At 71.1% G+C, this 23,595-nt stretch carries 21 protein-coding genes and 6 pseudogenes; 12 read left to right on the top strand and 15 right to left on the bottom strand.

Features of this window, described 5'->3' with window-relative positions:
• Nucleotides 1-49: 49 nt before the first annotated feature.
• On the bottom strand, nucleotides 50-1,564 hold the full coding sequence (locus tag ACIRPU_RS24105) for a gamma-aminobutyraldehyde dehydrogenase (RefSeq protein WP_403870600.1): 1,515 nt from the start codon (nucleotides 1,562-1,564) through the stop codon (nucleotides 50-52).
• Between the two features lie 222 nt (nucleotides 1,565-1,786).
• Between ACIRPU_RS24105 and ACIRPU_RS24100 the strand changes: the two genes are divergently transcribed.
• Nucleotides 1,787-2,347 carry an NADAR family protein gene (locus ACIRPU_RS24100; protein ID WP_403870597.1) on the top strand — a complete coding sequence of 187 codons (561 nt, stop codon included), beginning with the start codon at nucleotides 1,787-1,789 and terminating at the stop codon, nucleotides 2,345-2,347.
• Between the two features lie 185 nt (nucleotides 2,348-2,532).
• Here ACIRPU_RS24100 and ACIRPU_RS24095 read toward each other — a convergent pair whose 3' ends face one another.
• Entirely contained in the window at nucleotides 2,533-3,558 is a 1,026-nt protein-coding gene (locus ACIRPU_RS24095) for a DUF4190 domain-containing protein (RefSeq protein ID WP_403870594.1), read from the bottom strand.
• A 319-nt stretch (nucleotides 3,559-3,877) separates the two neighbouring features.
• On the opposite strand from ACIRPU_RS24095, the gene ACIRPU_RS24090 reads away from it, so the two are divergent.
• Both ACIRPU_RS24090 and ACIRPU_RS24085 read left to right on the top strand, forming a co-directional pair.
• Nucleotides 3,878-5,029: an adenosine deaminase gene (locus ACIRPU_RS24090; protein ID WP_403870591.1), complete on the top strand. Its 1,152-nt coding sequence runs from the start codon at nucleotides 3,878-3,880 to the stop codon at nucleotides 5,027-5,029.
• A 26-nt stretch (nucleotides 5,030-5,055) separates the two neighbouring features.
• Nucleotides 5,056-5,742: a glycerophosphodiester phosphodiesterase gene (locus ACIRPU_RS24085; protein WP_403870589.1), complete on the top strand. Its 687-nt coding sequence runs from the start codon at nucleotides 5,056-5,058 to the stop codon at nucleotides 5,740-5,742.
• Between the two features lie 14 nt (nucleotides 5,743-5,756).
• Here the strand turns inward: ACIRPU_RS24085 and ACIRPU_RS24080 are convergent.
• Nucleotides 5,757-6,092: pseudogene (locus ACIRPU_RS24080) on the bottom strand (integrase core domain-containing protein); the annotation flags it as partial.
• Nucleotides 6,059-7,435: an MFS transporter gene (locus ACIRPU_RS24075; protein ID WP_403870586.1), complete on the bottom strand. Its 1,377-nt coding sequence runs from the start codon at nucleotides 7,433-7,435 to the stop codon at nucleotides 6,059-6,061. The gene ACIRPU_RS24075 and the pseudogene ACIRPU_RS24080, both read right to left, overlap by 34 nt.
• Nucleotides 7,436-7,561: 126 nt before the next feature.
• Between ACIRPU_RS24075 and ACIRPU_RS24070 the strand changes: the two genes are divergently transcribed.
• A complete protein-coding gene (locus ACIRPU_RS24070; protein ID WP_403870583.1) occupies nucleotides 7,562-8,197 on the top strand; it encodes a helix-turn-helix domain-containing protein in 636 nt (211 codons plus the stop codon).
• Nucleotides 8,198-8,207: 10 nt separating this feature from the next.
• Here ACIRPU_RS24070 and ACIRPU_RS24065 read toward each other — a convergent pair whose 3' ends face one another.
• Nucleotides 8,208-8,810 carry an NADPH-dependent F420 reductase gene (locus tag ACIRPU_RS24065; protein ID WP_403870580.1) on the bottom strand — a complete coding sequence of 201 codons (603 nt, stop codon included), beginning with the start codon at nucleotides 8,808-8,810 and terminating at the stop codon, nucleotides 8,208-8,210.
• Between the two features lie 138 nt (nucleotides 8,811-8,948).
• Between ACIRPU_RS24065 and ACIRPU_RS24060 the strand changes: the two genes are divergently transcribed.
• From ACIRPU_RS24060 to ACIRPU_RS24050, 3 genes and pseudogenes are all read left to right on the top strand, one after another.
• The gene (locus ACIRPU_RS24060) at nucleotides 8,949-9,335 is read left to right on the top strand and encodes a winged helix-turn-helix transcriptional regulator (RefSeq protein WP_403870577.1); all 387 of its coding nucleotides are present in this window, start codon (nucleotides 8,949-8,951) and stop codon (nucleotides 9,333-9,335) included.
• Between the two features lie 594 nt (nucleotides 9,336-9,929).
• Nucleotides 9,930-10,019 (top strand): annotated as a pseudogene (locus ACIRPU_RS24055) (hypothetical protein); the annotation flags it as partial.
• A gap of 91 nt (nucleotides 10,020-10,110) precedes the next feature.
• Nucleotides 10,111-10,269: pseudogene (locus ACIRPU_RS24050) on the top strand (RNA-guided endonuclease TnpB family protein); the annotation flags it as partial.
• Between the two features lie 56 nt (nucleotides 10,270-10,325).
• Here ACIRPU_RS24050 and ACIRPU_RS24045 read toward each other — a convergent pair.
• A complete protein-coding gene (locus tag ACIRPU_RS24045) occupies nucleotides 10,326-12,020 on the bottom strand; it encodes an RNA polymerase sigma factor (RefSeq protein WP_403870574.1) in 1,695 nt (564 codons plus the stop codon).
• A gap of 276 nt (nucleotides 12,021-12,296) precedes the next feature.
• Between ACIRPU_RS24045 and ACIRPU_RS24040 the strand changes: the two genes are divergently transcribed.
• On the top strand, nucleotides 12,297-13,496 hold the full coding sequence (locus tag ACIRPU_RS24040; RefSeq protein ID WP_403870571.1) for a serine hydrolase domain-containing protein: 1,200 nt from the start codon (nucleotides 12,297-12,299) through the stop codon (nucleotides 13,494-13,496).
• Nucleotides 13,497-13,509: 13 nt separating this feature from the next.
• Here ACIRPU_RS24040 and ACIRPU_RS24035 read toward each other — a convergent pair whose 3' ends face one another.
• The 5 genes from ACIRPU_RS24035 to ACIRPU_RS24015 all read right to left on the bottom strand — a co-directional run bounded on the left by ACIRPU_RS24035 (nucleotide 13,510) and on the right by ACIRPU_RS24015 (nucleotide 16,617).
• Complete coding sequence (locus ACIRPU_RS24035) at nucleotides 13,510-14,043, bottom strand: hypothetical protein (protein ID WP_403870568.1); 534 nt, start codon at nucleotides 14,041-14,043, stop codon at nucleotides 13,510-13,512.
• Entirely contained in the window at nucleotides 14,027-14,527 is a 501-nt protein-coding gene (locus tag ACIRPU_RS24030) for an RNA polymerase sigma factor (protein WP_403870565.1), read from the bottom strand. Before ACIRPU_RS24030 ends, ACIRPU_RS24035 begins: the two co-directional genes overlap by 17 nt.
• Nucleotides 14,524-15,162 (bottom strand): class F sortase, encoded by a 639-nt coding sequence (locus tag ACIRPU_RS24025; RefSeq protein WP_403870562.1) that lies wholly within the window; start codon nucleotides 15,160-15,162, stop codon nucleotides 14,524-14,526. The genes ACIRPU_RS24030 and ACIRPU_RS24025 overlap by 4 nt, the downstream gene beginning before the upstream one ends.
• The gene (locus tag ACIRPU_RS24020) at nucleotides 15,159-15,524 is read right to left on the bottom strand and encodes a sortase-dependent protein (protein ID WP_403870700.1); all 366 of its coding nucleotides are present in this window, start codon (nucleotides 15,522-15,524) and stop codon (nucleotides 15,159-15,161) included. Before ACIRPU_RS24020 ends, ACIRPU_RS24025 begins: the two co-directional genes overlap by 4 nt.
• A gap of 193 nt (nucleotides 15,525-15,717) precedes the next feature.
• Nucleotides 15,718-16,617, bottom strand: coding sequence for an alpha/beta fold hydrolase (locus tag ACIRPU_RS24015; protein ID WP_403870559.1), 900 nt, complete (start codon nucleotides 16,615-16,617; stop codon nucleotides 15,718-15,720).
• A 57-nt stretch (nucleotides 16,618-16,674) separates the two neighbouring features.
• On the opposite strand from ACIRPU_RS24015, the gene ACIRPU_RS24010 reads away from it, so the two are divergent.
• Nucleotides 16,675-17,241 carry a TetR/AcrR family transcriptional regulator gene (locus ACIRPU_RS24010; RefSeq protein WP_403870556.1) on the top strand — a complete coding sequence of 189 codons (567 nt, stop codon included), beginning with the start codon at nucleotides 16,675-16,677 and terminating at the stop codon, nucleotides 17,239-17,241.
• 529 nt (nucleotides 17,242-17,770) lie between these two features.
• On the opposite strand, the gene ACIRPU_RS24005 is transcribed toward ACIRPU_RS24010, so the two are convergent.
• Nucleotides 17,771-18,745: an NmrA family NAD(P)-binding protein gene (locus ACIRPU_RS24005; RefSeq protein WP_403870553.1), complete on the bottom strand. Its 975-nt coding sequence runs from the start codon at nucleotides 18,743-18,745 to the stop codon at nucleotides 17,771-17,773.
• A 160-nt stretch (nucleotides 18,746-18,905) separates the two neighbouring features.
• Nucleotides 18,906-19,721: an oxidoreductase gene (locus tag ACIRPU_RS24000; RefSeq protein ID WP_403870697.1), complete on the bottom strand. Its 816-nt coding sequence runs from the start codon at nucleotides 19,719-19,721 to the stop codon at nucleotides 18,906-18,908.
• A 93-nt stretch (nucleotides 19,722-19,814) separates the two neighbouring features.
• On the opposite strand from ACIRPU_RS24000, the pseudogene ACIRPU_RS23995 reads away from it, so the two are divergent.
• Nucleotides 19,815-19,934, top strand: a pseudogene (locus ACIRPU_RS23995) (TetR family transcriptional regulator); the annotation flags it as partial.
• A 173-nt stretch (nucleotides 19,935-20,107) separates the two neighbouring features.
• Here ACIRPU_RS23995 and ACIRPU_RS23990 read toward each other — a convergent pair.
• Entirely contained in the window at nucleotides 20,108-20,677 is a 570-nt protein-coding gene (locus tag ACIRPU_RS23990; protein ID WP_403870550.1) for a TetR/AcrR family transcriptional regulator, read from the bottom strand.
• 321 nt (nucleotides 20,678-20,998) lie between these two features.
• On the opposite strand from ACIRPU_RS23990, the pseudogene ACIRPU_RS23985 reads away from it, so the two are divergent.
• Nucleotides 20,999-21,571, top strand: a pseudogene (locus ACIRPU_RS23985) (MMPL family transporter); the annotation flags it as partial.
• Nucleotide 21,572: 1 nt separating this feature from the next.
• Nucleotides 21,573-22,154 (top strand): annotated as a pseudogene (locus ACIRPU_RS23980) (response regulator); the annotation flags it as partial.
• Between the two features lie 188 nt (nucleotides 22,155-22,342).
• Here the strand turns inward: ACIRPU_RS23980 and ACIRPU_RS23975 are convergent.
• On the bottom strand, nucleotides 22,343-23,536 hold the full coding sequence (locus ACIRPU_RS23975) for a PotD/PotF family extracellular solute-binding protein (protein WP_403870547.1): 1,194 nt from the start codon (nucleotides 23,534-23,536) through the stop codon (nucleotides 22,343-22,345).
• Nucleotides 23,537-23,595 lie beyond the last annotated feature (59 nt).

The raw sequence follows: 23,595 nt of genomic DNA, 5'->3' as shown, positions 1-23,595 counted from the left end.
GTGCCCTTTCGGGAGGGTCGGCCGTGGTCGGCGGCCGGTCGTCGTCGCTCTAACAGTCCCCGAAGATGGTGCGGTGCCAGGATTTGCGGGCCACCGCGGTGTTATCGAACATAACGTGCTTTACCTGCGTGTACTCCTCGAACGAGTACGCTGACATGTCCTTGCCGTAGCCGGAGGCCTTATAGCCGCCGTGGGGCATCTCGCTGATGATCGGGATGTGGTCGTTGACCCACACGCACCCGGCCTTGATCTCGCGCGTCGCCCGGTTCGCCCGGAAGACGTCCCGGCTCCACGCGGAGGCGGCCAGCCCGTACGAGGTGTCGTTGGCGAGCGCGATGCCCTCGTCGTCGCCGTCGAAGGGCAGCACCACCAGGACCGGGCCGAAGATCTCGGACTGGACGACCTCGCTGTCCTGGGCGGCGTCCGCGATCAGGGTGGGGAGATAGTACGCACCGTTCTTGAGGTCCCCCTGCGGAACCTCACCGCCGGTCACCACGCGCGCGTAGGCACGCGCCCGGTCGACGAAGGCGGCGACCCGGTCGCGCTGGACGTGCGAGACCAGCGGGCCGAGGTCGGTTTTGGGGGCGAAGGGATCGCCGAGCCGGACGGTCTCCATCAGGGCGGCCGTCCGTTCGACGAACGCCTCGTAGAGGGGTCGTTGCACGTACGCGCGCGTGGCGGCCGTGCAGTCCTGCCCGGTGTTGATGAGCGCGCCCGCGACCGCGCCGTTGGCCGCGGCCTCCAGGTCGGCGTCGTCGAAGACGACGAAGGGCGCCTTGCCGCCCAGCTCCAGATGGAGCCGCTTGACGGTCGCGGTGGCGACCTCGGCGACGCGCTTGCCCACGGCGGTGGAGCCGGTGAAGGAGGTCATGGCGACGTCGGGATGCCCGACGAGGCGCTCGCCGGCCTCCCGTCCGGTCCCGCTGACGATGTTGATCACGCCGTCGGGGATCCCGGCCTCCGTCGCCGCCTGGGCGAAGAGGAGCGAGGTGAGCGGGGTGAGCTCGGCGGGCTTGAGCACGATGGTGTTGCCCGCCGCGATCGCCGGGAGGATCTTCCAGGCGGCCATCTGGAGGGGGTAGTTCCAGGGCGCGATGGAGCCCACGACGCCGATGGGTTCACGGCGGACGTAGGAGGTGTGGTCACCGGAGTACTCCCCGGCGGACTGGCCCGCGAGGTGGCGGGCCGCGCCGGCGAAGAACGCGGTGTTGTCGACGGTGCCCGGCACGTCGAACTCGCGGGTCAGCTTCAGCGGCTTGCCGCACTGGAGGGACTCGGCACGGGCGAGTTCCTCGGCGCGGTCGGCGAGGACGGCGGCGAACCGGTGCAGGGCGTCGGAACGCTCGCCCGGTGTGATGCCGGCCCAGCCCGGGAAGGCGGCGCGGGCGGCGGCGACGGCCGCGTCGACGTCGTCGGCGCCGGCCAGCTCGTAGGTGAGGACGTCCTCGCCGGTGGCGGGGTCGACCACCGAGTGGGTCTGGCCGGACGTGCCGTGTCGGAGATGGCCCCCGATGTACTGAGCGCCGTCCGCGAAACGTTCCTGTGCGGGGAACCGGTCCTGCATGTCGCTCTCCTCCGCCTTCGCCCCGCTGTGCGCGGCGGCGGCTGGCGTAGCTCCAGCTTGATTTGATTGCCGATCCTGACAGAGCAAGGGCACTCCAACAAGTGATTCCGTTGTTGCCTTTTGGTTACGCGACGAAATCTGTCGGAGGCGGGTCGACCAGGTGTCGAGTCGGAACGGAAAAGGCGGGACGCAGTGTCAGTGGCGCGTGCCAGACTCGCGTGCATGGAGAAGATCGATTGCCTGGAGGCCCTGGTCAGGCAGGTCCGGGCAGGGGCGAGGATCACGTACCTGCATTTCTGGGGGCACCGCCCGCGACCCGACGGCAAGCTGGGCTCGAGCTGTCTGAGCCAGTGGTGGCCGTCACCCTTCGTGGTCGACGGCGTCACCTACCCGACGGCCGAGCACTGGATGATGGCCGGGAAGGCCCGCCTGTTCGAGGACGCGGAAGCGGAGAAGCGGGCGCTGGCCGCGAAGTCTCCCGCCCAGGCCAAGAAGGAGGGGCGTCTGGTGCGCGGCTTCGACGAGGAGACCTGGCAGCGGGAGCGGTTCCGGATCGTGGTCGAGGGCAGCGTCCACAAGTTCGCCTCGGAACCCGGACTGCGGTCGTTCCTGCTGAACACGGGCGAGCGGGTGCTGGTGGAGGCGAGCCCCATGGACCGCGTGTGGGGCATCGGCCTGGCGGCGGACGACGAGGCGGCGATGGACCCGCAGCGCTGGCGAGGACCGAACCTGCTGGGGTTCGCGCTGATGGAAGCCCGAGAGAGAGTACGAGCCGCGTCCTGATTCCCGGCGGCGGCCGGAGTCGGCGGCGGCGGCCGGAGTCGGCGGCGGCGGCCGGAGTGGGCGGCGGGGCTGGGGTGGCGGCCCGAGTCACGGCCACGGGCCGGAATCACGACAGCGGACCGAGGTCGCGGCAGCGGGCCGGAGTCACGGCGGCGGACCGAGTCGTGGTCGCGCCTGCGGGGGCCTCAGGGCTGCACGATCATCAGCACGCCCAGTCCGATCGCGAGCACGATGCCCACGCTTCCGCAGATGATCCCGGCCAGTGCCTGGCCGGGGTTCGATGCCTCGCCCCGCCTGGCCTTCCCGCGCCCGACCGCGCCGAAGGTGATGCCGAGGATGCCGAGCACGACGGCCAGCGGCCACATGCAGAAACCGACGGCCGAGACGATCCCGAGCACGAGTCCGGCGATGCCCATGCCGTTGCTGTCCCCCGCCCCGCCGGGCCAGCCGTAGGGGCCTGGAGCGCCGCCCCCGTAGTGGGGCTGGGACGGGTAGCCGTAGCCGCCGGGGTAGCCGCCCGGGTATCCGTACGGGATCTGGCCGGGCCCGTGGGGCGCGAGGGGCGGCGGCGGGACCGGCCCGCCCGGGCCTGCGGGAGCGAAGGGATTGACGGGGTGGACCGGCGGGCCTCCGCCCGTCACCGCTCCCGGGGGAGCGAAGGGGTTGACCGGCGGGCCGCCGGTCGTCGCCATGCCGGGGTGGGGCGGCGGGAAGGACCCGAACGGGCCGTTCGCGGGCGGAGTCCCGTAGGGCGTGGCCCAGGGCTGCGGGGTGCCGTCCGCGGGCGGCGGGGGCACGCTGGGCAGCGCGGTGACCGTCCGCTGGTCATGGACGGCCGACGGCGTCCGGTCCGCGGGGACGGGGGCAGAGCCGGGGACGGGGGCAGAGCCGGGGGCGGGGGCGGCGGTCAGCGGTTCGTTCGCGGCGACGGTGTAGCCGGCCCCGCTCTGCTCGCTGTCGCCCGGCGCGGCCCAGGGGTTGGGCGCGGCCGGGGAGCCGATGGAGCCGGCACCGTTTCCCGTCATGCCCGTGCCCGTCGCACCCGTACTCGTCGCACCCGTGCCCGTCGTGCCCGTGCCCGTGTCCGCCCCGCGCTTGTCCAACGGCACCTTGGGAACCGCGTCCTGCGGACCGTCCGCCCCGTCGGAAGCGGGCGCGGACCACGGGTCTCGGGCGGCGTCACCGGCCGGAGTCGGCGCGTCGTCGGACATGCGTGGATCCCCTCTGTCGCCCTCCGCCCCGCGTTCCGCCAGGCGTTCCGTCCCACGCGCACGCGCTCACGCTCGCGCGTTCCCGCTCGCGTTCCGTCATCCGTACGCCGTTCCGCCCTGCGTACGTTCCGTCATGCTACGGCCCACGGCCGGTGCCATGGGCGGCGACCGGTGCGGTGGGCGGCGGCCGATGCCGTGAGCGAGGCCGCCGACCGTCGCCGGCCGGCTCCGCCTACGATGATCCCGACTCATCGATCAGCCGATCACCCGCGTCCCGTCCGGCCCGCTCGGCCCGGGGCGCCGTCCCGGGGAGGACCCCATGACCGACCGCTTCGACGCATCCGCGGCAGCCCCCGGCTCCCCCGGCCCAGGCACCTCAGGCACCGGCTCCCCCGTCTCCGGCGCACCCGCCGGTCCCACCGCCGCCGCCGCGGCCGGCGCCCGTGACGTGCACGCCTTCATCGCCGGGCTGCCCAAGGCCGAACTGCACGTCCACCACGTCGGCTCCGCCTCCCCCCGCATCGTCTCCGAGCTGGCCGCCCGGCACCCCGACTCCAAGGTGCCCACCGACCCCGAGGCGCTGGTCGACTACTTCACGTTCACCGACTTCGCCCACTTCATCGACGTGTACCTGTCCGTCGTGGACCTCATCCGCACCCCGGAGGACGTCCGGCTGCTGACGTACGAGGTCGCCCGCGATCTGGCCCGCCAGCAGGTGCGGTACGCCGAGCTGACCATCACCCCGTTCTCCTCGACCCGGCGCGGCATCGACGAACTCGCCTTCATGGACGCCATCGAGGACGCCCGCAAGGCGGCCGAGGCGGAGTTCGGGACCGTGCTGCGCTGGTGCTTCGACATCCCCGGCGAGGCCGGCCTCGAGGCCGCCGAGGAGACGACGCGGCTCGCCACCGACGACCGGATCCGCCCCGAGGGGCTGGTCTCCTTCGGGCTCGGCGGGCCCGAGGTCGGCGTACCGCGTCCGCAGTTCAAGCCCTACTTCGACCGGGCCATCGCCGCCGGGCTGCGGTCGGTGCCGCACGCCGGCGAGACCACGGGACCGCAGACGGTGTGGGACGCGCTGACCCACCTGCGCGCCGAGCGCATCGGCCACGGCACCAGTTCCGCGCAGGACGAGAAGCTGCTCGCGCACCTCGCCGAGCACCGGATCGCCCTGGAGGTGTGCCCGACCTCGAACATCGCCACGCGCGCGGTCCGCACCCTGGACGAGCACCCGATCAAGGAGTTCGTGCGGGCCGGCGTCCTGGTCACGATCAACTCCGACGACCCGCCCATGTTCGGCACCGACCTCGACAACGAGTACGCGGTGGCCGCCCGCCTCCTCGACCTGGACGAGCGGGGCCTCGCCGCCCTCGCCGGGAACGCGGTCGACGCGTCCTTCCTGGACGAGGCGGGCAAGGCGCGCCTGAGGGCCGAGATCGACGCCTACACGACGGGCTGGCTCGCCCCCTGAGCACCGGCGGCCGCCACAATGGGCCCATGCGCAACGTGACTGCCGTGGCCCATCGCGGCGACCCCTACCGCTTCCGTGAGAACACCCTCGCTTCGCTGCGTTCCGCGCTCGACCAGGGCGCGGACGCCGTCGAGTTCGACGTACGGCTCACCCGGGACGGCGTGCCCGTCCTGCTGCACGACGAGACGTTGAAGCGGCTGTGGGAGCAGGACCGGCCCCTGCGGTCGCTCTCCGCCGCCGAGGTGCGCGGGCTGACGGCCGGCGCGGTCCCGACCCTCGCGGAGGCGCTGGCGGCGACCGCGGGCAGCCGGCTGATGCTCGACCTGCCGGGCACGCGGGAGGTGCGCACGGCACGGCGGATCGTGGACGTCGTCCACGAGGCGGGGGCGGCGGACCGGGTCTACTACTGCGCCGACGCCATGGCGATGCTGGCCGTGCGCGCCGCCGATCCGTCCGCCGAGATCGCCCTGACCTGCACCAGCCTGGCGCCTCCCCGGCCGGCCCTGCTCGACGCGGTCAAGCCGCGCTGGCTCAACTACCGCTTCTCCCTGGTGGACCGGGACCTGGCCGCCCGCGTCCACCACGGCGGTCACCTGCTCTCCGTCTGGACCCCCGACACCCGGCGTTCCATGCGCCGGCTCATCGACCTGGGCGTCGACTCCATCACCACCAACCGGATCGAGGTGCTGACGGCTCTGCGCAAGCAGGGCTGACCGCTCCGGCAGGCCTAGGTGCACGAGGCCATGACGTTGGTGACACCCGGGCGTAGTTGCGCTGCCGGCGGCCTGTTCTCAACGGCCGTATGGGGTCGGTGGTAGTTGTAGTGGACGTTCCACACTTCAAGGGCCTCTGTGCGCTGCTGTTCTGAGGTCCATGTCCGGGCATACAGGAATTCTTCGGCCAGGATCCGGTTGTAGCGCTCGACCTTGCCGTTGTGCCGTGGGGTGTACGGCGTGATCCGCTGGTGCCGGGCCTCAAGGAGGGCTGTGGCGAAGGCGTCGGCGCGGTAACAGGAGCCGTTGTCCGTCACTATCCGTTCGATTCGAGTGATTCCGTGAGCGGCCGCGATACGTGGGCGACGAGCAAGAGCAGCACGCCACAGGTGGAGACCAGGATCCAGCCCGGGCGGGACGCGTGTGCGAGCTCCCTCGGGCTCGTGGCCGTGACCAGGCCGCCGGCGAGAGCGATGCCGAGGGCGGAGCCGAGTTGCCGTGCGGTGGAGGTGATCGCCCCGGCCACGCCGGCACGCGCGAGTGGCAGTCCATTGACCGCGGTGTTGGTGATCGGGGCGTTGGCGAAGCCGAACCCGATGCCGGTGAGCGAGTATGCGGCCAGCAGCAGGAGCACGCTCGTGTGCGGGGTGAGCCGGACCAGGCAGAGCCCGCCGACCGTGATGAAGCCGCCGGCAAGGAGCAGCGGCAGCCGTGGTCCCGTGCGGCCGACCATGCGGCCGGACCAGGGGGCGCAGACGGCCGCTCCGACGGCCAAGGGCAAGGTCGCCACGCCGGCGGCCAGCGGCGTCCATTCCCGCGTGTGCTGCAGGTATAGGGTGTTCAGCAGCAGTGTCATGTTCAGGGCGACGAAGACCGCCACCGCGCCCACGACGGCACCGCTGAAGACCGGGCGCCGGAAGAGCCGCAGATCCATCAGCGGCTCACATCGGCGGGACTCGACCCACACGAATCCGGCTGTCGCCACGGCAGCCCATGCGTATCCCGCCAGCGCCGCAGGCGACGTCCAGCCGATGCGCGGCCCTTCGATGAGAACGCCGACCACGACTGCGAGGACCATGGTCAGCAGGACCTGGCCGGGCAGGTCGAGCGGCCGGGCCCGCTGTGCCCGGGACTCCGGCACGAACACCGCACTGAGCAGCAGAGCGGCCGCGATGACGGGTGCGTTGATCCAGAACAGGGCCCTCCAGTCGAGCCCTGCGAGCAGCGCGCCGCCCGTGACAGGTCCGGCGGCCATGCTCAGTCCGAACACTGACGCCCAGATGCCGATCGCCTGCGCCCGTTCCTTCGGGTCCGGCATCGCGTTCACCACGATCGCGAGCGCCACGGGGCTGAGCATCGAGGCGCCGATGCCCTGCAGGGCGCGGGCCGCGATGAGTACGCCCGCCGACGGGGCGAGCGCGCAGAGGAGTGACGCCGCGCCGAACACGGCCAGCCCGCACTGGAACACCCGGCGGCGTCCGAAGCGATCTGCCAGTGCGCCGGAGGAGATCAGGAGACTGGCCAGGACGAGGGTGTAGGCGTCCACGATCCATTCGAGACCGCGCGTGTCGACATCCAGGCCGCGCCCGATGGCCGGCAGACCCACATTGACGATGGTGGTGTCCAGGCCCACCAGGAACATGCTCAGGCAGCAGACGGCCAGTACCGTCCAGCGTCTGCGCGCACTCAGCATGGGTTGAACAGGGTGTGTCGTCGCGGTCACGGTCTACCTCTGATGTCCGGGAACAATGCCCGGCAAGGCTCGGCCAGGGCGACGGCCACAGCCCATCGATTTTGCGAACACTGCAAAACTGGATCCATGAACACAGGAACCAGGGACGCGGAGCTGGAGCAGATTCTCGATGGCATCGGGCCCCGGCTGCGCAGGCTGCGCCAGGAACGGGGACTGACACTCGAGGCACTCGCGGCCACGACCGGGATCTCGGTCAGCACACTGTCCCGGGTGGAATCGGGCAATCGGCGTCCGACTCTGGACCTGCTCATCCCGCTGGCACGGGCACACCACGTCGCACTCGACCAGCTGGTGGCGGCGCCGGCCAGCGGTGACCCTCGGGTACACCTCCGGCCCCTGCACAAGGAACCCGGGAGCGTCCTCGTGCCCCTGACGCAGTACCCGGGCCGAGTGCAGGTCTTCAAGCAGGTACTGGCACCCCGCCAGCCGGAACTGGTCACCCACGAGGGCTACGAATGGCTCTACGTCCTCGCCGGTCGGCTACGCCTCATCCTCGGGGCACAGGACTTCACGCTACGGCCCGGCGAAGTGGCCGAGTTCGACACCACCGAGCCCCACTGGTTCGGCCCCGCGGACACGAGTGCCGTGGAGATCCTGCACCTGTTCGGTCCACGAGGAGACCAAGCCATCGTCCGCGCCAGACCGTCCACAACCGATCCCTCCCCGCCGACCACCCCAAACCCACCGTCAACAACGTCATGACCCGCAACACCTACGTGTATTGACCCGCCGCGTACGCCAACGGCGGCGCGATCGCCTGGGCGTCCACGCCCTCCCCCAGCCACAGCCGGATCAGCAGGGCCGCCGTCGCCTCCAGCAGACCGGCCCTGTCGAGTCCCCCCGCGTTCAGCGGCTCGCAACCCAGGTCGCGCACGAGCCGGCGTACGACGGACAGGGCCGCTTCGTCGTCCCCGCACAGCGGGACCGCCAGGGGGCGGCCGTCGAAGACGGGCGGGTTCAGGCGCCAGACGTCGACGTGGCACAGGTTGAAGGCCTTGACGACCTGCGCGGTGGGCGCGGCGGCGGCGATGCGTTCGGCCGCCGCCGGGCCGCCCGCCGTGAGCAGGCCGAAATCCGGGCCCACCGGATTGGTGCAGTCGATCAACACCCGTCCGCGCAGGGCTTCCTCCAGGCCACCGACCAGCTCGACCACGGCCTCGTACGGCACCGCCAGCAGCACCGCGTCCGTTCCGGCCTCCGCCGCCTCCCGCAGCCCTCCCGAGCGGCCGCCGGTGACCACCTCGTGTCCGGCCCGCCGCCACCGGGTGCCCAGCGCATCCGCCATCCCGCCCGTACCGAGAATTCCCACGCGCATGATTCCTCCTCCTGTGCCACGGCTCCGCGTTCCACGGATCTGCGTCCACGGATCTACGTCCACGGATCTGCGTTCCATGGGCCCGCGTTCCGTGGATCTCCCATGACAGTAGGAAGCCGTTCGGGCACCATTCGGTACGTGACCACCGACCTCGCGTTCCTCGCCGACTGCCGGACCCGGCTCGCCTTCGACCTCGTCTCCCACACCTGGAACCCGGTGGTGATCTGGGCCCTCAAGGACGGGCCCGGACGCCCCGGCGAGCTGCGGGCACGCATCGGCGGAATCAGCCAGAAGGTGCTGACGCAGACGCTGCGCAGGCTGGAGTCCAACGGGCTCGTCACGCGGCAGGCGTACGCCGGGTCGCCGCCGCGGGTGGAGTACGGACTCACCGACCTGGGGCGGACGTTGCTCCCGCCGATCGAGGCCTTCGGCGCCTGGGCGCACGACCACGGGGACGAGGTGACCCAGGCCCAGGACCGCTACCGGGCTTCATCGGCAGTGCATCGGCGTTCACGCCGGTGGTGAAGCCGATCTCGTGACTGTGGGGCGGAGCGCCGCAGTGTCGTTCCGGCGGAGCCGGACGCTGCGGGTCACGGGGGTGAAGTGGGGAACGGGTGTTCCCGGCGACAGAGGGTGTCGTGTGTTCGTACGATCGGCGGTTGATCACCCGGGCCAAGACCACTCCTGAGCGGTCCTGGCTGGGCGAGGTGTCCTCGGTCGTCCTGCAGCAGGCTTTACGGGACGTTGAGGCCGCGTACCGGAACTTCTTCGCCTCGCTGAAGGGGGAGCGCAAGGGGAAGCGGGTGGGTGCACCGCGTTTCAGGTCCCGCAAAGACACCCGGCAGGCGATCCGGTTCACCGCGAACGCCCGCTGGAAGATCACCGAGGGTGGGCGGCTGTCGCTGCCGAAGATCGGCAACGTGAAGGTGAAGTGGTCGCGGGTCCTGCCCGCCGTGCCCTCCAGCGTGACGGTGATCCTGGACGCGGCGGGGCGGTACTTCGCCAGCTTCGTCATCGACACCGACGACGAGACGGACCGGGCCCGCTGGGGCGATCCAGACCCCGGGACCGCGATCGGTATCGACCTGGGCCTGACCCTCCCCCAGAGGGGGTACCCCCATCGCGGTCCTCTCCGACGGAACGAAGATCGACAGCCCGCGGTTTCTGCGCCGCGCGGAGAAGAAGCTGAAGAAGGCCCAGCGGGAGCTGTCCCGCAAGAAGAAGGGTTCGAGGAACCGGGCCAAGGCCCGGTTGAAGGTCGCCCGCGCACGTACGGGAATGGACCTGTCCCCCCTGCGGCACTGTCCACGACCGCGACCACGACGCCGCGATCAACGTCAAACAGGCCGCCGGACTGGCGGTATCAGCCTGCGGAGCGCCGGTAAGACCGGGACTTGTACCGGCACAGCGCGAAGAAACAGGAAGCCACGGAATCCCGCTCCGAGCACGTGTCGCGTAGCGCCACAGCAGCGAACGGGATGGCCGGAATCCCCCTCCTTCAGGAGGGGGTACAAGTCAAACGCGTGAGGCCTGAGGGACCGTCGCCGGGTCGGCCGGGGTCTCGCGGGTGACGTACTGCGGGACCGGTGTGTCGTCCTCGCCGGTGTCACGGACCAGGCCGTAGCGCCCGACGCCCTGGCCGGGGCCGCTCGTGACGTCCTTCTCCACGGCGTCCCAGGTCGTCGGGAAGACGTTGAGGCCGTAGTCGGCGCCCCGCTCGTTCACGGTGAGGGTGACGCTGCCGGCCAGGTAGAAGTACTCGTTCTGCCACATCTGCTGGGTGCCGGACGGCAGGACGACGTAGCCGGTGGTCGTGCTGCCCATGCCGGTGGCGGTGGTGTCCGTGGCGCTGACGGGGTCGTCCATGCGGCGGCCGCCGCCGGAGGCGACGTGGAAGAGCTTGCCCTTCAGCCCCGTCCAGCTCGGCATGACCAGTCCGCCGGACCGGTACTGCGGCGATATCTGCCAGCGCACCAGGACGTAACCCTGGCCGCTGAGCGTCACGCCGTCCCCGCGGTGGTTCATGGTGGCGTGCGCGCCGCCGCTGCTGGTGACGCCCGCGGCGGGCCGCCGCGGCAGGGCGGCGGGCGGGGTGTCCGGGTCGGGCGCGCTGTCGACGGCGTCGACGGCGCTCCCGTACCGGGCCGTGCTCGGCTCGCTCGCCGACGCCGAGGGGGACGGCGACGGCGGGGCCGAGCGGGACGGGGCGGGGCCGGGCGAGAACGGGGCGCCGGCGGGTGTGCTCGCCGCCGTGGGGACCACGGCCGCGCGTGCGGGCGGATCGTCGGGGGTCTGTACGACGACATAGGCGCCGCCCGCGGCGAGTGTCGCGCCGGCCGTGACCGCGACGGCCGGTTTGGTGAGCGCGGTCAGCACCTTCGCGGACCAGCCGGCGGAGGCCGCGCCGGTGGCCGCGGCGGCCGTCTTGCCGCCCAGCGCCACGGAGATCGCGAAGCCGGCCGGCACCGGGACCAGCGCGATCCCGACGAGCAGCCGTTCCGCCGGTACGACGGACTCACGGGTGTCGCCGCAGTAGCCGCAGCCGCGGATGTGCCGGGCCAGCCGCTTGCGCCACACGGAGTCCGGCCGGCCGTTCCAGCGGCTGGTCAGTTCGCGCAGGTCGGGGCAGGCGCCTTCGAGGGCGCGCACGATGCCCCGGGAGACCTCCAGGCGCTCCTTCACCCGCTGGACGCGTACGGCGGCGTGTTGCCTGCTGATGCCGACGGCCGCGGCCAGCTCGCGGCGGGTGAGCTCGCCCCCGACCTCCAGCCACCACAGGGACAGCAGTTGCCGGTCCTCGTCGTCGAGCCAGCGCGCCGCCTCCGCGACCTCGCGCCGCTGGCCCTCCAACTGGAGCCGCAGGACGGTGAGTTCGGCGAAGTCGGCGGTTTCGCCGGGCGGCACGCCCTCGTCGAGGCGCTGCGGGGTCCTACGGCGCGCGCGGTCCCGGATCTGCCGCATGGCGATCGCGACCAGCCAGGAGCGGAAGCTGTCGGGGTCACGCAGCGAGCCGAGGTTGTCGACGGCGCGCAGCATGGTCTCCTGCACGACGTCGTCGACGTCGGCGTGTCCGTTCAGGGCGCGGCCGACGATGTTGTAGACCAGCGGCAGCCAGCCCGCCACCAACTCGTCCAGCGCCCGCCGGTCGCCGGCCTGGGCGTCGGCGATGGTGGCACTCCAGTGCCGGCCGGCCTCGGCGTACGTCCTCATGCCCGCACCCTCTCAGCCGGGACCCCGCTGTTGGCAAGGTCGGAGATCACACCAGGGAGACGGCCGGGGCGGCTCTCGGATAACACTTTTCGGCACCCGGTCCGGCAGCCGGTCCGCCACCCGTAGGGGGCACCCTGAGCAACTCCCCTATGCGGCATGGCAGTTGCTCAGGGTTGGACCAGGGTCGGGCACCCTCCTCGGCGACGATCCGCGAGGGACGCACCTCGTCGGAAGATCATGGCGAATCCTCCGGCCCCCTTCCTCTGGAGCCCCCGTATGCACGCTCGCCGTCGCACCACCGTGCTCGCCGCCTCCCTGGTGGCGGCCCTCGCCGCGGGCCCGCTGGCCGCGCCCGCCTTCGCGACGCCCGCGCCGACCTCGGCCTCGAACTCGGCCTCGGCCCCTCCCTCGACCCCGACCTCGGCCCCGGCGCACCCTGCGAACGGCCTCGACGTCGACGCCCTGACCACCGCGCTCGCCGGACTCCCCGACCAGGACGCGACCGCCGCCCTCGTCCGGGTCGGCGGCACCGACGGCGCCTGGCGGGGCAGCGCGGGCGTGCACGACCTGACGAGCGCCGCGCCGGCCGACCCCGACGCCCGCTTCCGGGCCGGTTCGACGACGAAGGTCGTGACGGCGGCGGCCGTCCTGCGCCTGGCGGCCGAGCGGAGGATCGACCTGAACAAGCCGGTCCAGCGCTACCTGCCCGGCCTGCTCGACGGGAGGTTCCAGCCGATCACCGTGCGGCAGCTGCTCAACCACACCAGCGGCATCCAGCCGGGCGACGGCCTCGGGGACTCCTTCGAGGAGGTGTACGCGCACCGCTTCGACACGCTGACCCCGCAACAGGTGGCCGCGTCGGCGGCGGCGAAGGGCCCGGAGTTCGACCCCGGCGAGAAGCAGCACTACCTCAACATCAACTACACGATCCTGGGTCTGCTGGTCGAGAAGGTGACCGGCCGCTCGTACGCCTCCGAGGCCACGCGGCTCGTCCTGCGGCCCGCCGGCATGCGGGACACGTACTTCCCCGGCGCCGACCCGCGCATCATCGGCCCGCACAACCACGGTTACCAGGCGGTGCGCAAGGCCGACGGGACGACGGAGTTCGTGGACGTCACCGAGTGGAACCAGGCGGACCGGTTCGCGGCCGGTGACATGATCTCCACGACCGCCGATCTGGAACGGCTACTTACGTCCCTGTTCCGGGGCAGGATCGTCCCTGGGCCGCAACTGCGCGAGATGTTCACCGTCCCGGCCGGAATCGACGGCGCCTCCTACAGCGCGGGCCTCCAGCGCTTCGCGTACGAGGGGAAGGTCTACTGGCTCAAGTCGGGTGCCCGGTACGGCTACAGCGCACTGATCGCCGGCACCCGCGACCTCAGCCGCACCCTCGTCTACTCGGTCAACTCCACCGACGCGAAGAGCGAGGCCATGAACCCGGTCGCCCAGCGCATCGCCATGGCAGCGCTGAAGTGACGGCCCGGCGGCCTCACTCCAGCGAGCCCTCCGACGGCGCGACCGACGGCGTGGGCTGCGCCGTGGGGGACCTGCTCTGTTCACTCGCCGTGGTCGGTTCCGGCGACTCGCCGCGATCGCTGCCGATGGTCGGGACAGCGGTGTCGACGGGGGCAGTCGACGGCCTCGGATCCTGGCCCGGGGTCGCGCCCCCCTCGGTAGGGTTCTCGGTGCCCGGCACCGCCGACGGCGACGGAGACGGAGACGGCGGTGGCACGGTCGACGGGCCGCTCACCGACGGCGGGGCGAGCGGGACCGCCGGACGCGCGGGTGCGTCGGACGCCGTCAGGCGCAACGGCAGCAGGACGGCGAGCGCGGCGATCCCGCAGGTCGCGCCGACCCCGGCCGCGGTGCGCAGCAGCCGGCGGCGGATCGCGCCGCGGCGGATCTCCTCGTAGCGGCCCGGCGGCGGGCCGAGGTGGCCGGGGACGGGCCCCAGGATGACGGTGAGGGGGTCGTCGGGGTCGAGGTGCGGGCCGTCGTCGAAGTCGTCAGCGGGTGTGATCAAGGCTTCTCCTCAGGTGGGCGCGGAGCAGTTCGCGGGCCGCGTGCAGGTCGGCCTTGACGGTTCCCTCCTTGCGCCCGGTCAGCACGGCCACCTCCCGGATCGGCATGTCAGCGTAGTAGTGCAGCAGGATCGGGACGCGCAGCCGGTCGGGCAGGGACTGCACGAGCAGCCGCACCGAGGGGTCGACGGGCTCGGCGGGCGGGGCGACGGCGGCCTCGACGGTGACCCGGCGCAGGGCCCGGCGCTCGCGTTCGAGCTTGCGCCAGTGGTCGCGGACCAGGTTGGCGGCGGTGACGAAGAGAAAGCCCTGGGGCTCCGCCACGGCCGTCCAGCGGGCCCAGAGCCGGGTGAACGCCTCCGAGGCGATCTCGTGCGCCGTCTCGTCGTCGTCGACGAGACGGCGGCACCAGCCGGCGAGGCGCGGGTAGAGGGCGGCGAACAGCTCGGACGCCGCCCTCTCACGGGACCGTGCGGGCCGTTTCAACGTTCTCCCGCGGGAGTCAGGGCGGCGAAGACGATCACGTTGTCGCGGTATCCGTCGCCGGTACGCGGGCCGCCGCACGTGATGAGACGCAGTTCGGGCCGGTCCACGTTCCCGTAGACCTTCTCGGTCGGGAACTCCGCCTTGTCGACGGTCGTCACCTCGGTGACGGCGAACTCCGCCGTCGTGCCGTTCTCCAGACGCGCCGCGATCAGGTCGCCCCGGCTCAACCGGTCGAGGTGGCGGAAGACGCCGTCCCCGTACGTGCCGACCGTGACATGGGCGAGGATCACCGACGGCCCGGTCTGTCCCGGTGTCGGCGAGTTCTCGTACCATCCCGCGCGGTCGTGCTCCTCGACCGGAGGCACCTGCACGCTGCCGTCGGCGGCCAGCCCCAGCCGCATGACCGGGGCGTCGACCCCGATGGCCGCGATCCGCAGCCCGACCGGCACCGAGCGCGCGAGGGGCTGCGCCGCCCGGACGGAGGGCGACGGGGAGGTGCCCGACGCACGTGCGGCCCCGCCCGGGGTGCCCGGGGCTGCCGGGGTGCCCGGGACGGCCGGGTCGCCGGCGCAGCCCGCGACCAGCGGCGCCGCCAGGGCCGAGAGGATCAGGGCGCGTCTGGAGAGCGGGCTCATGCGCCGGTCGCCCTCCGGCGCCGTACGACGTAGAAGCCCGTGCCGGCCGCCGCGAACGCCGCGGCCGCGCCGCCGCCGATCAGCCCGCCGTGTCCCTCGGAGGGCTCCCCGACACCGGTGTCGGCCCCGCCCCGCGGCACGACGCCGACCTGGCTCGGAAGGGCGGACGGAGCCGTGGTGGCATCAGCCGGGGCGGGGACCGTGCTCGCGTCCCCGCCCGCCTCGGTGGGGGCCGGCGTGGCGCTCTGGTCCGCAATGGTGGCGCCGGGCGACGGCGTTCCGCCGTCGGCCAGTGCGGGCGCCGCGCCCACCAACAGGGCGGTGCCCGCAACTACCAGGGCGGCGAGGCCCGTTCGCGGCATGAGTCGCATGAATCGCTCTCTTTCATCGTTCCGTTGACGGATCGAGCGAAGAGACGAGACAGCCAGGAGACAGGTTGCAAAGAGATGGCAAAGTAATGTGGCCAGGATCAGTAGTTGGCACGGTGCGCGAGGGCGATGGTGGAGGAGGACGAAGGCCTGCTCTACGACGTAGCGGAGTTTGTGCAGCTGCCTGCTACCGGTTGGCCACGAGGAAGTCCTCCAGAATCTCGACAAACCGTGCCGGCTGCTCCTCGGCCGGGTAGTGGCCGCAGTCGTCGAGGACGACCTCCGTGACGTCGTCGGCCGCCAGCCGCATCGTCCGGGCGGCGTTCGCGCCACTCCACAGCGCGCCGCCGACGGCGAGCACCGGCAGCGTCAGCCGGGTCTTGCTGCGCCGCTCGTTCTGCGCGATCGTCTCGTCCAGCGCCCGGTAGTACGCGAAGCTCGCCCGCAGCGCGCGTGGATCCGCGGCGATCGCATCGACGTAGACATCCACGGCATATGCGGGAATCGCGGCCGGGGTGGCGGCCTTGGTGGCGAACTGCCAGCCGAAGAAGAGCCGCTCCCGCCCCCGGACCAGGTCCTCGTTGAGGCCGGTGAGCCGGTTGAAGCCGAACTGCCAGAGCTTCAGGTTGACCGCGTCCGGGCCGAAGAACGGCGGGGACGGCGTGAGACCGGGGATCACTGCTTCCACGACGGCGAGCCGGCCCACCCGCTCGCGGTGATCGGCGGCGAGGGCGTATCCGGTCCACGTACCGATGTCGTGGCCGACCACGTCGAACCGGTCGTGCCCGAGCGCGGCCATCAAGGCGACCAGATCGGCGGCCAGCGCGCCGGCGTCGTACCCGTCGTCGGGCTTGTCGGAGAGCCCGGCCCCGCGCGAGTCGACGGCGACGACGGTGTGCCGGCGGGCGAGCGCGGGCATCACTTCCCGCCAGGCGTACCAGGTCTGGGGCCATCCGCCGACCAGCAGCAGCGCCGGGCCGTCCCCACCGGTGACCGCGTGCAGCCGCAGCCCGTTCACCTCCACGAGCCGGCTGGTGAAGACGTCAAGGAATCCGTCAGGCAGTCGCAGCGAACTCAAGCTTGTCATGCCGGCGACCCTACCCATCTTTGAACGATCGGTACAAGATGTGTAGGCTGACGAACCATGGCAGGCCGCAAGCAATTCGACGTGGACGAGGCGCTACGACGGGCGATGCACGTCTTCTGGCGCTGGGGTTATTCGGAGGCCTCGATCGATCGCCTGACCGAGGGCACGGGCCTGGGCCGGGGCTCGCTCTACGGCACCTTCGGCGACAAGAGCGCCCTCTTCCGCAAAAGCCTCCAACGGTACGAGCAGACCTACCGCCCGCTGTACGAGCGGGCACTGGCCGGCTCCCACCCGAGCCCGAGCGCCGTTGTGGCCGCCTTCCTTCAGGTCGCCCTGAACCGTATCGCCGACCCGACGGTCCCGGACGGCTGCCTGCTCACGGTGTCGGCCACACAGTTCCCGGCGCTCGACGCGCAGGGCCAGGCGCTGGTCCGCGCCACGATCGACGGTTTGCGGGCGAGGCTGGAGCAGGCGTTGCTGGCGGCGGGGGCCGGTGAACAGGAGGCGGCAGAGCTGGCGTTGTGCACGCTGGCGACGAACAAATCCCTGGCCGTGCTGAGCCGCGCCGGCTTTTCGGGCGAAGACCTGGCAACCGTCGCGGCAGCCGCCGCCAAGAATGCCTAGGCTCTGCCGGATCGACCGGCCGAACCGTCGGGGCCGCGATAGCGGGGAACGACTCCGTCGCCGACGGATCCGCAGAGACCTGGGGCAGCCGGGGGTTCGGCGAGAAGTGACTCGGCCCAGCCCTCATGGGGGCTGAGCCGACCCGGGCGACGAAATCGTCTCACCGGGGGAAGAAGCCGACCTGGGCCGCCTCGGCCCTCGGGCCCCTGGAGCTCGTAAAAGGACCACGAGTGGGCCTTCTTGAGGCATCGCCGGGACGCCCGGCCACCGGCGGGACGCCGTCGACGAGGGCGAGAGTCCGCAATGATGTCGTTGACGTTCGCCGCAGTCGTGATGACGTGGAGCGCAGTGCCCTTCCCGTCGCAGATCGGATGGTGTTTGCTGCCAGTCTTCCGTCGGTCGACCGGCGACGGACCGGTCGCGTCTCCCCTTTAGCGTGGACGTGGGAGCCGTCCACGCACGCGTGGGTCCAGTCGAGTTCGCCGACCGCGTTCGGCGCCGCGGGTTCGGCTGCAAACCGCTCAGCGGCTCAGGCAGCCGCCAGCTTCCGGATGCGCGGGTGGTTCTCCAGCGCCCAGCGCACGGTCTTCGGGGGGCGTCCGAGCAGGGTTTCCAGCTGGTCGGTGGTGCCTCGGTACCCGCCGCCGCCCATCAGCCGGGTCAGGGTCTTCAGGTGCTCCGCGGTGTGCGGGATCGCGGCCAGGGCGGGGTCGATGTAGGTCCTGTTCCAGGTTTCGACGTCCTCGGGGACGTAGGTGACCGGGCGTCCCAGCACGGCCGCGTAGTCCTGCGCGAAGGCGTGCATGTCCTTCAGTTCCGGGCCGTTGAGGTCGTAGGACTTGCCGATGTGCGGTGCCGGGTCGGTCAGGATCTTCACGCACAGTTCCGCCACGTCGTAGCCGGCGATGGGCGCGAGCCGGTGGTCGCCGAAGGGCAGGCGCAGTTCACCCCTGCTCAGGGGCTCCAGCGCCAGCCAGGTCATCAGGGGGTTCTCGACGAACATGGCACCCCGGATGTTGACGGTCGGCAGGCCGGACCACTCCAGCACCTGCTCGGCGACCCAGTGGGCCCGCTGCTGCGGCGACCAGTTCGCGACGAGTCCGCCGAGATGCGCCCGCCTTTCCTCCTCCGGCGCGGTCATCTTGTCGAAGGTCATGAACGACTGCTCGTACTCGGAGATGTTGACGAAGGCCTCGATGTCGCCCTGGGCCCGCGCCGCCGCGGCCATCAGGCTCACGGCGTCGGTGTAGTACGGCGACAGGCTCATGCTGAAGTAGATGCGCCGGACACCCTTCAAGGCGGCGGTCACGTCGGCGATGGTGAGCAGGTCACCGACGAAGACCTCGGCCCCGGCCTGGCGGAGCGACGTGGCGCGCTCATCGTCCTGTCGCACGAACGCGCGTACCGGATGCCCTTGTTCAAGCAGCATGTCGACCATCGTCCGGCTCACACCGCCGATTTCACCGGCGGCGCCGGTGACCAGGATGAGATTGCGCTCCGACATCAAAATGTCCTTCGTCGATTTGGAGTGATCAGCTGTTCAGAAAGCCCGTGAGCTGTTCGGGATTCAAGGACGGGGCAGCACGGGGTACGACGGTTCGCCGCCTGGCGTCTGGTGAGGCGAAGTCGTTGAGCCGGCCGGCCGTCTCCGCGTGAGGCTGCTGTCAGCCGGCCAGACGGTTGATCTTACGGATCTGCTTGTCGAAGGCCCTCGCGGGAACAACGCGACGCAGTGTGCTCACGCGTCCGGCCGTGGAGCCGGCGGTGTAGCGCAGCTTCGGCTTGGCGTCGGTCGCCGCCGCGACGATCGCCTTGGCGACGACGTCGGGGGCGTCACCGTCCCTGACCGCCTCCGCCATCACGCGGTCGACGGTGAGGCGCTGCCTGGCGTAGGCGTGCAGGGGCGTGTCGGGCTTCGCGCTGTTGGCCTCGAACCCGGTCCTGGTGTAGGCGGGTTGGACGAGAAGCGACCGAATGCCGTGCTCACGGACCTCGTGGTCCAGGGACTCGGAGTAGCCCTCGATCGCGTGCTTGGAGGCCGCATAGACGGCCATGTAGGGCTGAGGCATGAAGCCGAGGACGGACGAGATGTTGATGATGCGCCCGTGCCGCTGGGCGCGCATGTGCGGCAGGACCGCGTTCACCATGCGCATGACTCCGAACACGTTGGTGTCGAAGACCGCTTGAGCCTGCGCGACGGAGGTCTCCTCGGCCGCACCGATCGAGCCGACGCCGGCGTTGTTGACCAGGACGTCGATCCGCCCGAACCGCTCGATCGCCTCCTGGACCGCAGCGGTGACCGAGGCATCACTTACGACGTCGAGGTCGACGAACGTCACACCGTCGACCGGGGTGACGCGTGCGGCGTCCCGGCTTGTGCCGACCACGTCGAAACCCGCCGCGACCAGCGCGAGCGCGGTTTCCCTGCCGATTCCGGATGACGCACCCGTCACGAGTGCCACCGGCCGATTCGTCGTCATCATGACTCCCACACCTCTTGAAAACCGATCGGTTTCCCTCCACCGTAAACCGATCGGTTTCCGCATGCAAGCTCAAGCAGGGAGAAAGAAGACATGGACAGGATCAGTGCGCAGGACAGGCGCGAGAGCGTCATCCGCGCCGCGATCGCCGAGTTCGCGATCACCGGCTACCACGGCACCCCTACCGCGGCGATCGCCAAGCGGGTCGGCCTTGACGCGCAGCGTGGAAGACAATCTGGGAAACCGTGCGCCTGGCCCTGGGCGCCGACGCCGACCGGACCGGACCGCAGGTTTCTTCGCTTGCTGCATGCTCGGAAACACCCTTACGGCCATCGGGCTGCCCGCGAGCGCCCGGACGTGAGGGAGCGCCCCGGAAGGGCGATGCGTCAGCGCATGCCTGCCGCGTCGAGCAGGGTGGTCGCCGTGGGCGTGATGAGCCCCGTCAGTGTGTCGGCTCCGATTCCCGCGCGGGCACTGGCCCCGTCGAAGACCAGGCTGAGCTGACGGGCCAGCAGGTCGGGATCGCTCGCCCCGCCCTGCTCGGCCTCAGAACGGAAGAAGGCGGTCAGGTTCGCCTTGACCTGGTGGGCAACCCTGCTCGCGGGATGACCCTGGTCCTTGAGCTCGATCTGCACGGCCAGATACCGGCAGCCCCGGAACTCGGGTGCACCCGCCTGGGATTCCACCTGCTCGAAGACGTGCAGGATCCGCTCGCGGGGTGAACGCCCGTCATCCACCGCGGGCAGGAGTGTCGCCACATAGGCGGCGGCGCGCTCCTCCAGACTCGCTGCCAGCAGTTCGTCCTTGCTCTCGAACAGCTGGTACATGGAGCGCTTCGACACTCCCGCAGCCTTGCACAGGGCCTCGACGCCGATGCCGACACCGTCTCGATACGTGAGCGTGGCCGCCGCCTCCAGCAGCCGCTCCCGGGGGCTTGGTTTCACTTCGGTAGTCATACCGCGAGATTAACGCGAAAGGACCCAGAAGAAAACCGATCGGTTTCCATGGTGGGCCTCTGGGCAGAGGCCCGGCCGAACACTTCCGCGTCCTCGTCCCGCTGATCTGGCCCCGGAGTCCTGGCCCGGACACCAGGGAACGCGGCGAAGGCCGCCGCCCTACCGAGGTGGTACGCACAGCTCCTCCCGGAGGATGAGAGGAGCGAGTTGCCTTGGTGCCCTCGTACCAAGGGAGAGTGCGGGCACCGGCACGATGCCCCGACGCGTCTCCTCGCGCCAATCTGGTGACATCCCGACACCAGACCTGGAGATCGCATTCCCGTGGCTACCTTGCTCTATCGGCTCGGCCAGACCGCCTTCCGGCGCCGCTGGCTCGTGGCAATGTTGTGGGCGGTGATCCTCGGCGCCGTCGGCTTCGGCGCCGCCAAGGCTCCAGCCGCGTCCGACAGCGGCACGTCCTTCATGCCCGGCATCGAGGCCCAGAAGGCGTTCGACTTGATCGGAGAGCGTTTCCCCGGCGCCTCGGCCAACGGCGCCACCGCGCGGATCGTGTTCGTCGCCCCCCACGGCGAGAAAGTGACCGCGTCCGACAACCGCGCCTCCATCGACGCCTTCGTCGAGGAGGCCGACGGCGAGCCCCAGGTCACGTCCGCCGTGAACCCCTTCACCGCGCAGGCGGTGAGCAAGGACGGCTCCACCGCGTACGCCACCGTGAACTACAAGGTGAAGGCCTCCGACCTCACCGACGCCGACAAGACCGCGTTGGAGAAGGCCATCAACGAGGCCCGTGCCTCCGGGCTCGCGGTCGAGGTCGGCGGCACGGCGCTCGCCGAGCAGCCTGCGGCGGGCGGCTCGTCCGAGGCGATCGGCATCGTCCTGGCCGCGGTCGTCCTGCGCCGAAGCCGCCGACGGGCAGGAAGCCGTCGCCCTCGCGGCGAGGCATCACCCCGACGTGGTCATCATGGACATCCGCATGCCGCACCTCGACGGGGTGGCCGCCACAGCCGCCATCTGCGCCCGGCCGGAACTCGCCGGGACGCACATCCTCGTCCTCACCACCTTCGAGAACGACGCGAACGTCGCCAGGGCCCTACGCGCGGGCGCGAGCGGCTTCCTCGGCAAGGGCGTCAGCCCCGAGGTCCTCCTGGCCGGCATCCGCACGGTCGCGGCCGGCGAAGCTCTCCTCTCACCCACCGCCACCCAAACTCTCATCAGCCGCTTCCTGGCCACACCCGACACCGACGACTTCCTCACCCTCCCCGACGCCGTCAAGGCCCTCACCGACCGCGAACGCGAAGTGGTCGCCCTGGCCGCCCACGGCAGGTCCAACGCCGAGATCGCCGACAAGCTGGTGGTGCCGCTGACCGTACGCAGCCACATCCATCGCGCCATGACCAAACTGAACGCCCGCAATCGCGCCCAACTCGTCGTCATCGCATATCAGAGTGGGCTGGTGAAGCCGCGCCCTCATAGCTGAGCCGGATACCGGAACGCATCTGGCGCACTGCCGGGGGCTCGAAGTAAGCGCCGACGGGGAGGTCTCCACATGCCCTTGCGGCGGCCCGATGACGGCCGGTGCATGCCGCCCGCTCGGTTTGGTCCGGTGAGCCGGGCGAGGATCTTCGTGCCTAAAAATCCCCCTCACGAAAGTAAGGGAAGTCGCCGTCACAGCCCGGCGATCGCGTTCCACCGCTTGGCGAACTCCAGCCGCTCCGTGGAGGTGATGTCACGCGCGATGGCGAGGCGTTCGCGCATTTCGGCGTTCGGGAAGATGAGCGGGTTCTCCGCGAGGGCCGCCGTCTCCTCGTCGTCGGAGTCGGCGAGGACCGCCTGTGCGGCGGGGACCGGGCAGACGTAGTTCACCCAGGCCGCGAGCTCGGCGGCGACCTCGGGCCGGTAGTAGTGGTCGATCAGCTTCTCGGCGTTCGCCTTGTGCCGGGCGAGGTTGGGGATCATCAGGGACTCCGCCCACAGCTCGGCGCCCTCCTCGGGCACGACGAAGCGGATGTCGGGGTTGTCGGCCTGGAGCTGGATGACATCGCCCGAGTACGCCTGACAGGCCAGGACATCACCGCTGACCAGGTCCTTTGTGTAGTCGTTCCCGGTGAATCGGCGTATCTGGCCGCGGTCGACCTGCTTCTCCACCTGGTCGCAGACCTGATGGAAGTCGTCGGCGGTCCACTTCGTGACGTCCACGCCGTTTCCCTGCATCAGCAGCGCGAACGCCTCGTCCAGGCCGGACAGAAGCGTCACGCGCCCCTTGAGGTCGTCGGCCCACAGCTCCGAGACGCCGCGTATCTCACGGCCCAGTTTCCGCCGGTTGTAGGCGATGCCGGTGATGCCGGACTGCCACGGCACGGTGTACGCGCGTCCGGGGTCGAAGGCGGGCGAACGCAGCAGCGGGTCGAGGTACTCGGTGACGTGGGGCTGCGCGGCCCGGTCCATCTCCTGCACCCAGCCGAGCCGTACGAACCGGGCGCACATCCAGTCGCTGATGACGATCAGGTCGCGGCCGGTCTGCTGATGGTTCATCAGCGCGGGGCTGATCTTGCCGAAGAACTCGTCGTTGTCGTTGATCTCCTCGACGTAGTCGACGGAGATGCCCGTGCTCTTGCGGAAGGCGTCGAGCGTGGGCCGCCGGTCGGGATCGTCGTCGTCCGTGTCGATGTACAACGGCCAGTTCGCCCAGGTCAGTCGCTTCTCGCCGGCGGAGAGGTCGGCCCCTGCGCGGTCCCCTGGCCGCACATAGGCGGCGGGCACCCCGCAGCCGGCGAGCCCGCCGAGCGCGGCGGCGCCCCCGAGCGCGTGCAGCAGGGAACGGCGGGACACGACGCGAGAGAGCGAGGGAGTCTGGGGCACGCCGTCAGCATGCCGTGGGGCCGACTCCCGGACAATCGACGCAGCGTCGAGCACACCGC

Origin of the sequence: Streptomyces sp. NPDC102259 (genome assembly GCF_044766465.1) — a bacterium.
Taxonomy (GTDB): Bacteria; Actinomycetota; Actinomycetes; order Streptomycetales; family Streptomycetaceae; genus Streptomyces.
Note: the sequence above shows the minus strand (reverse complement) of the source record. Positions and strands in the feature narration are given on the sequence as shown.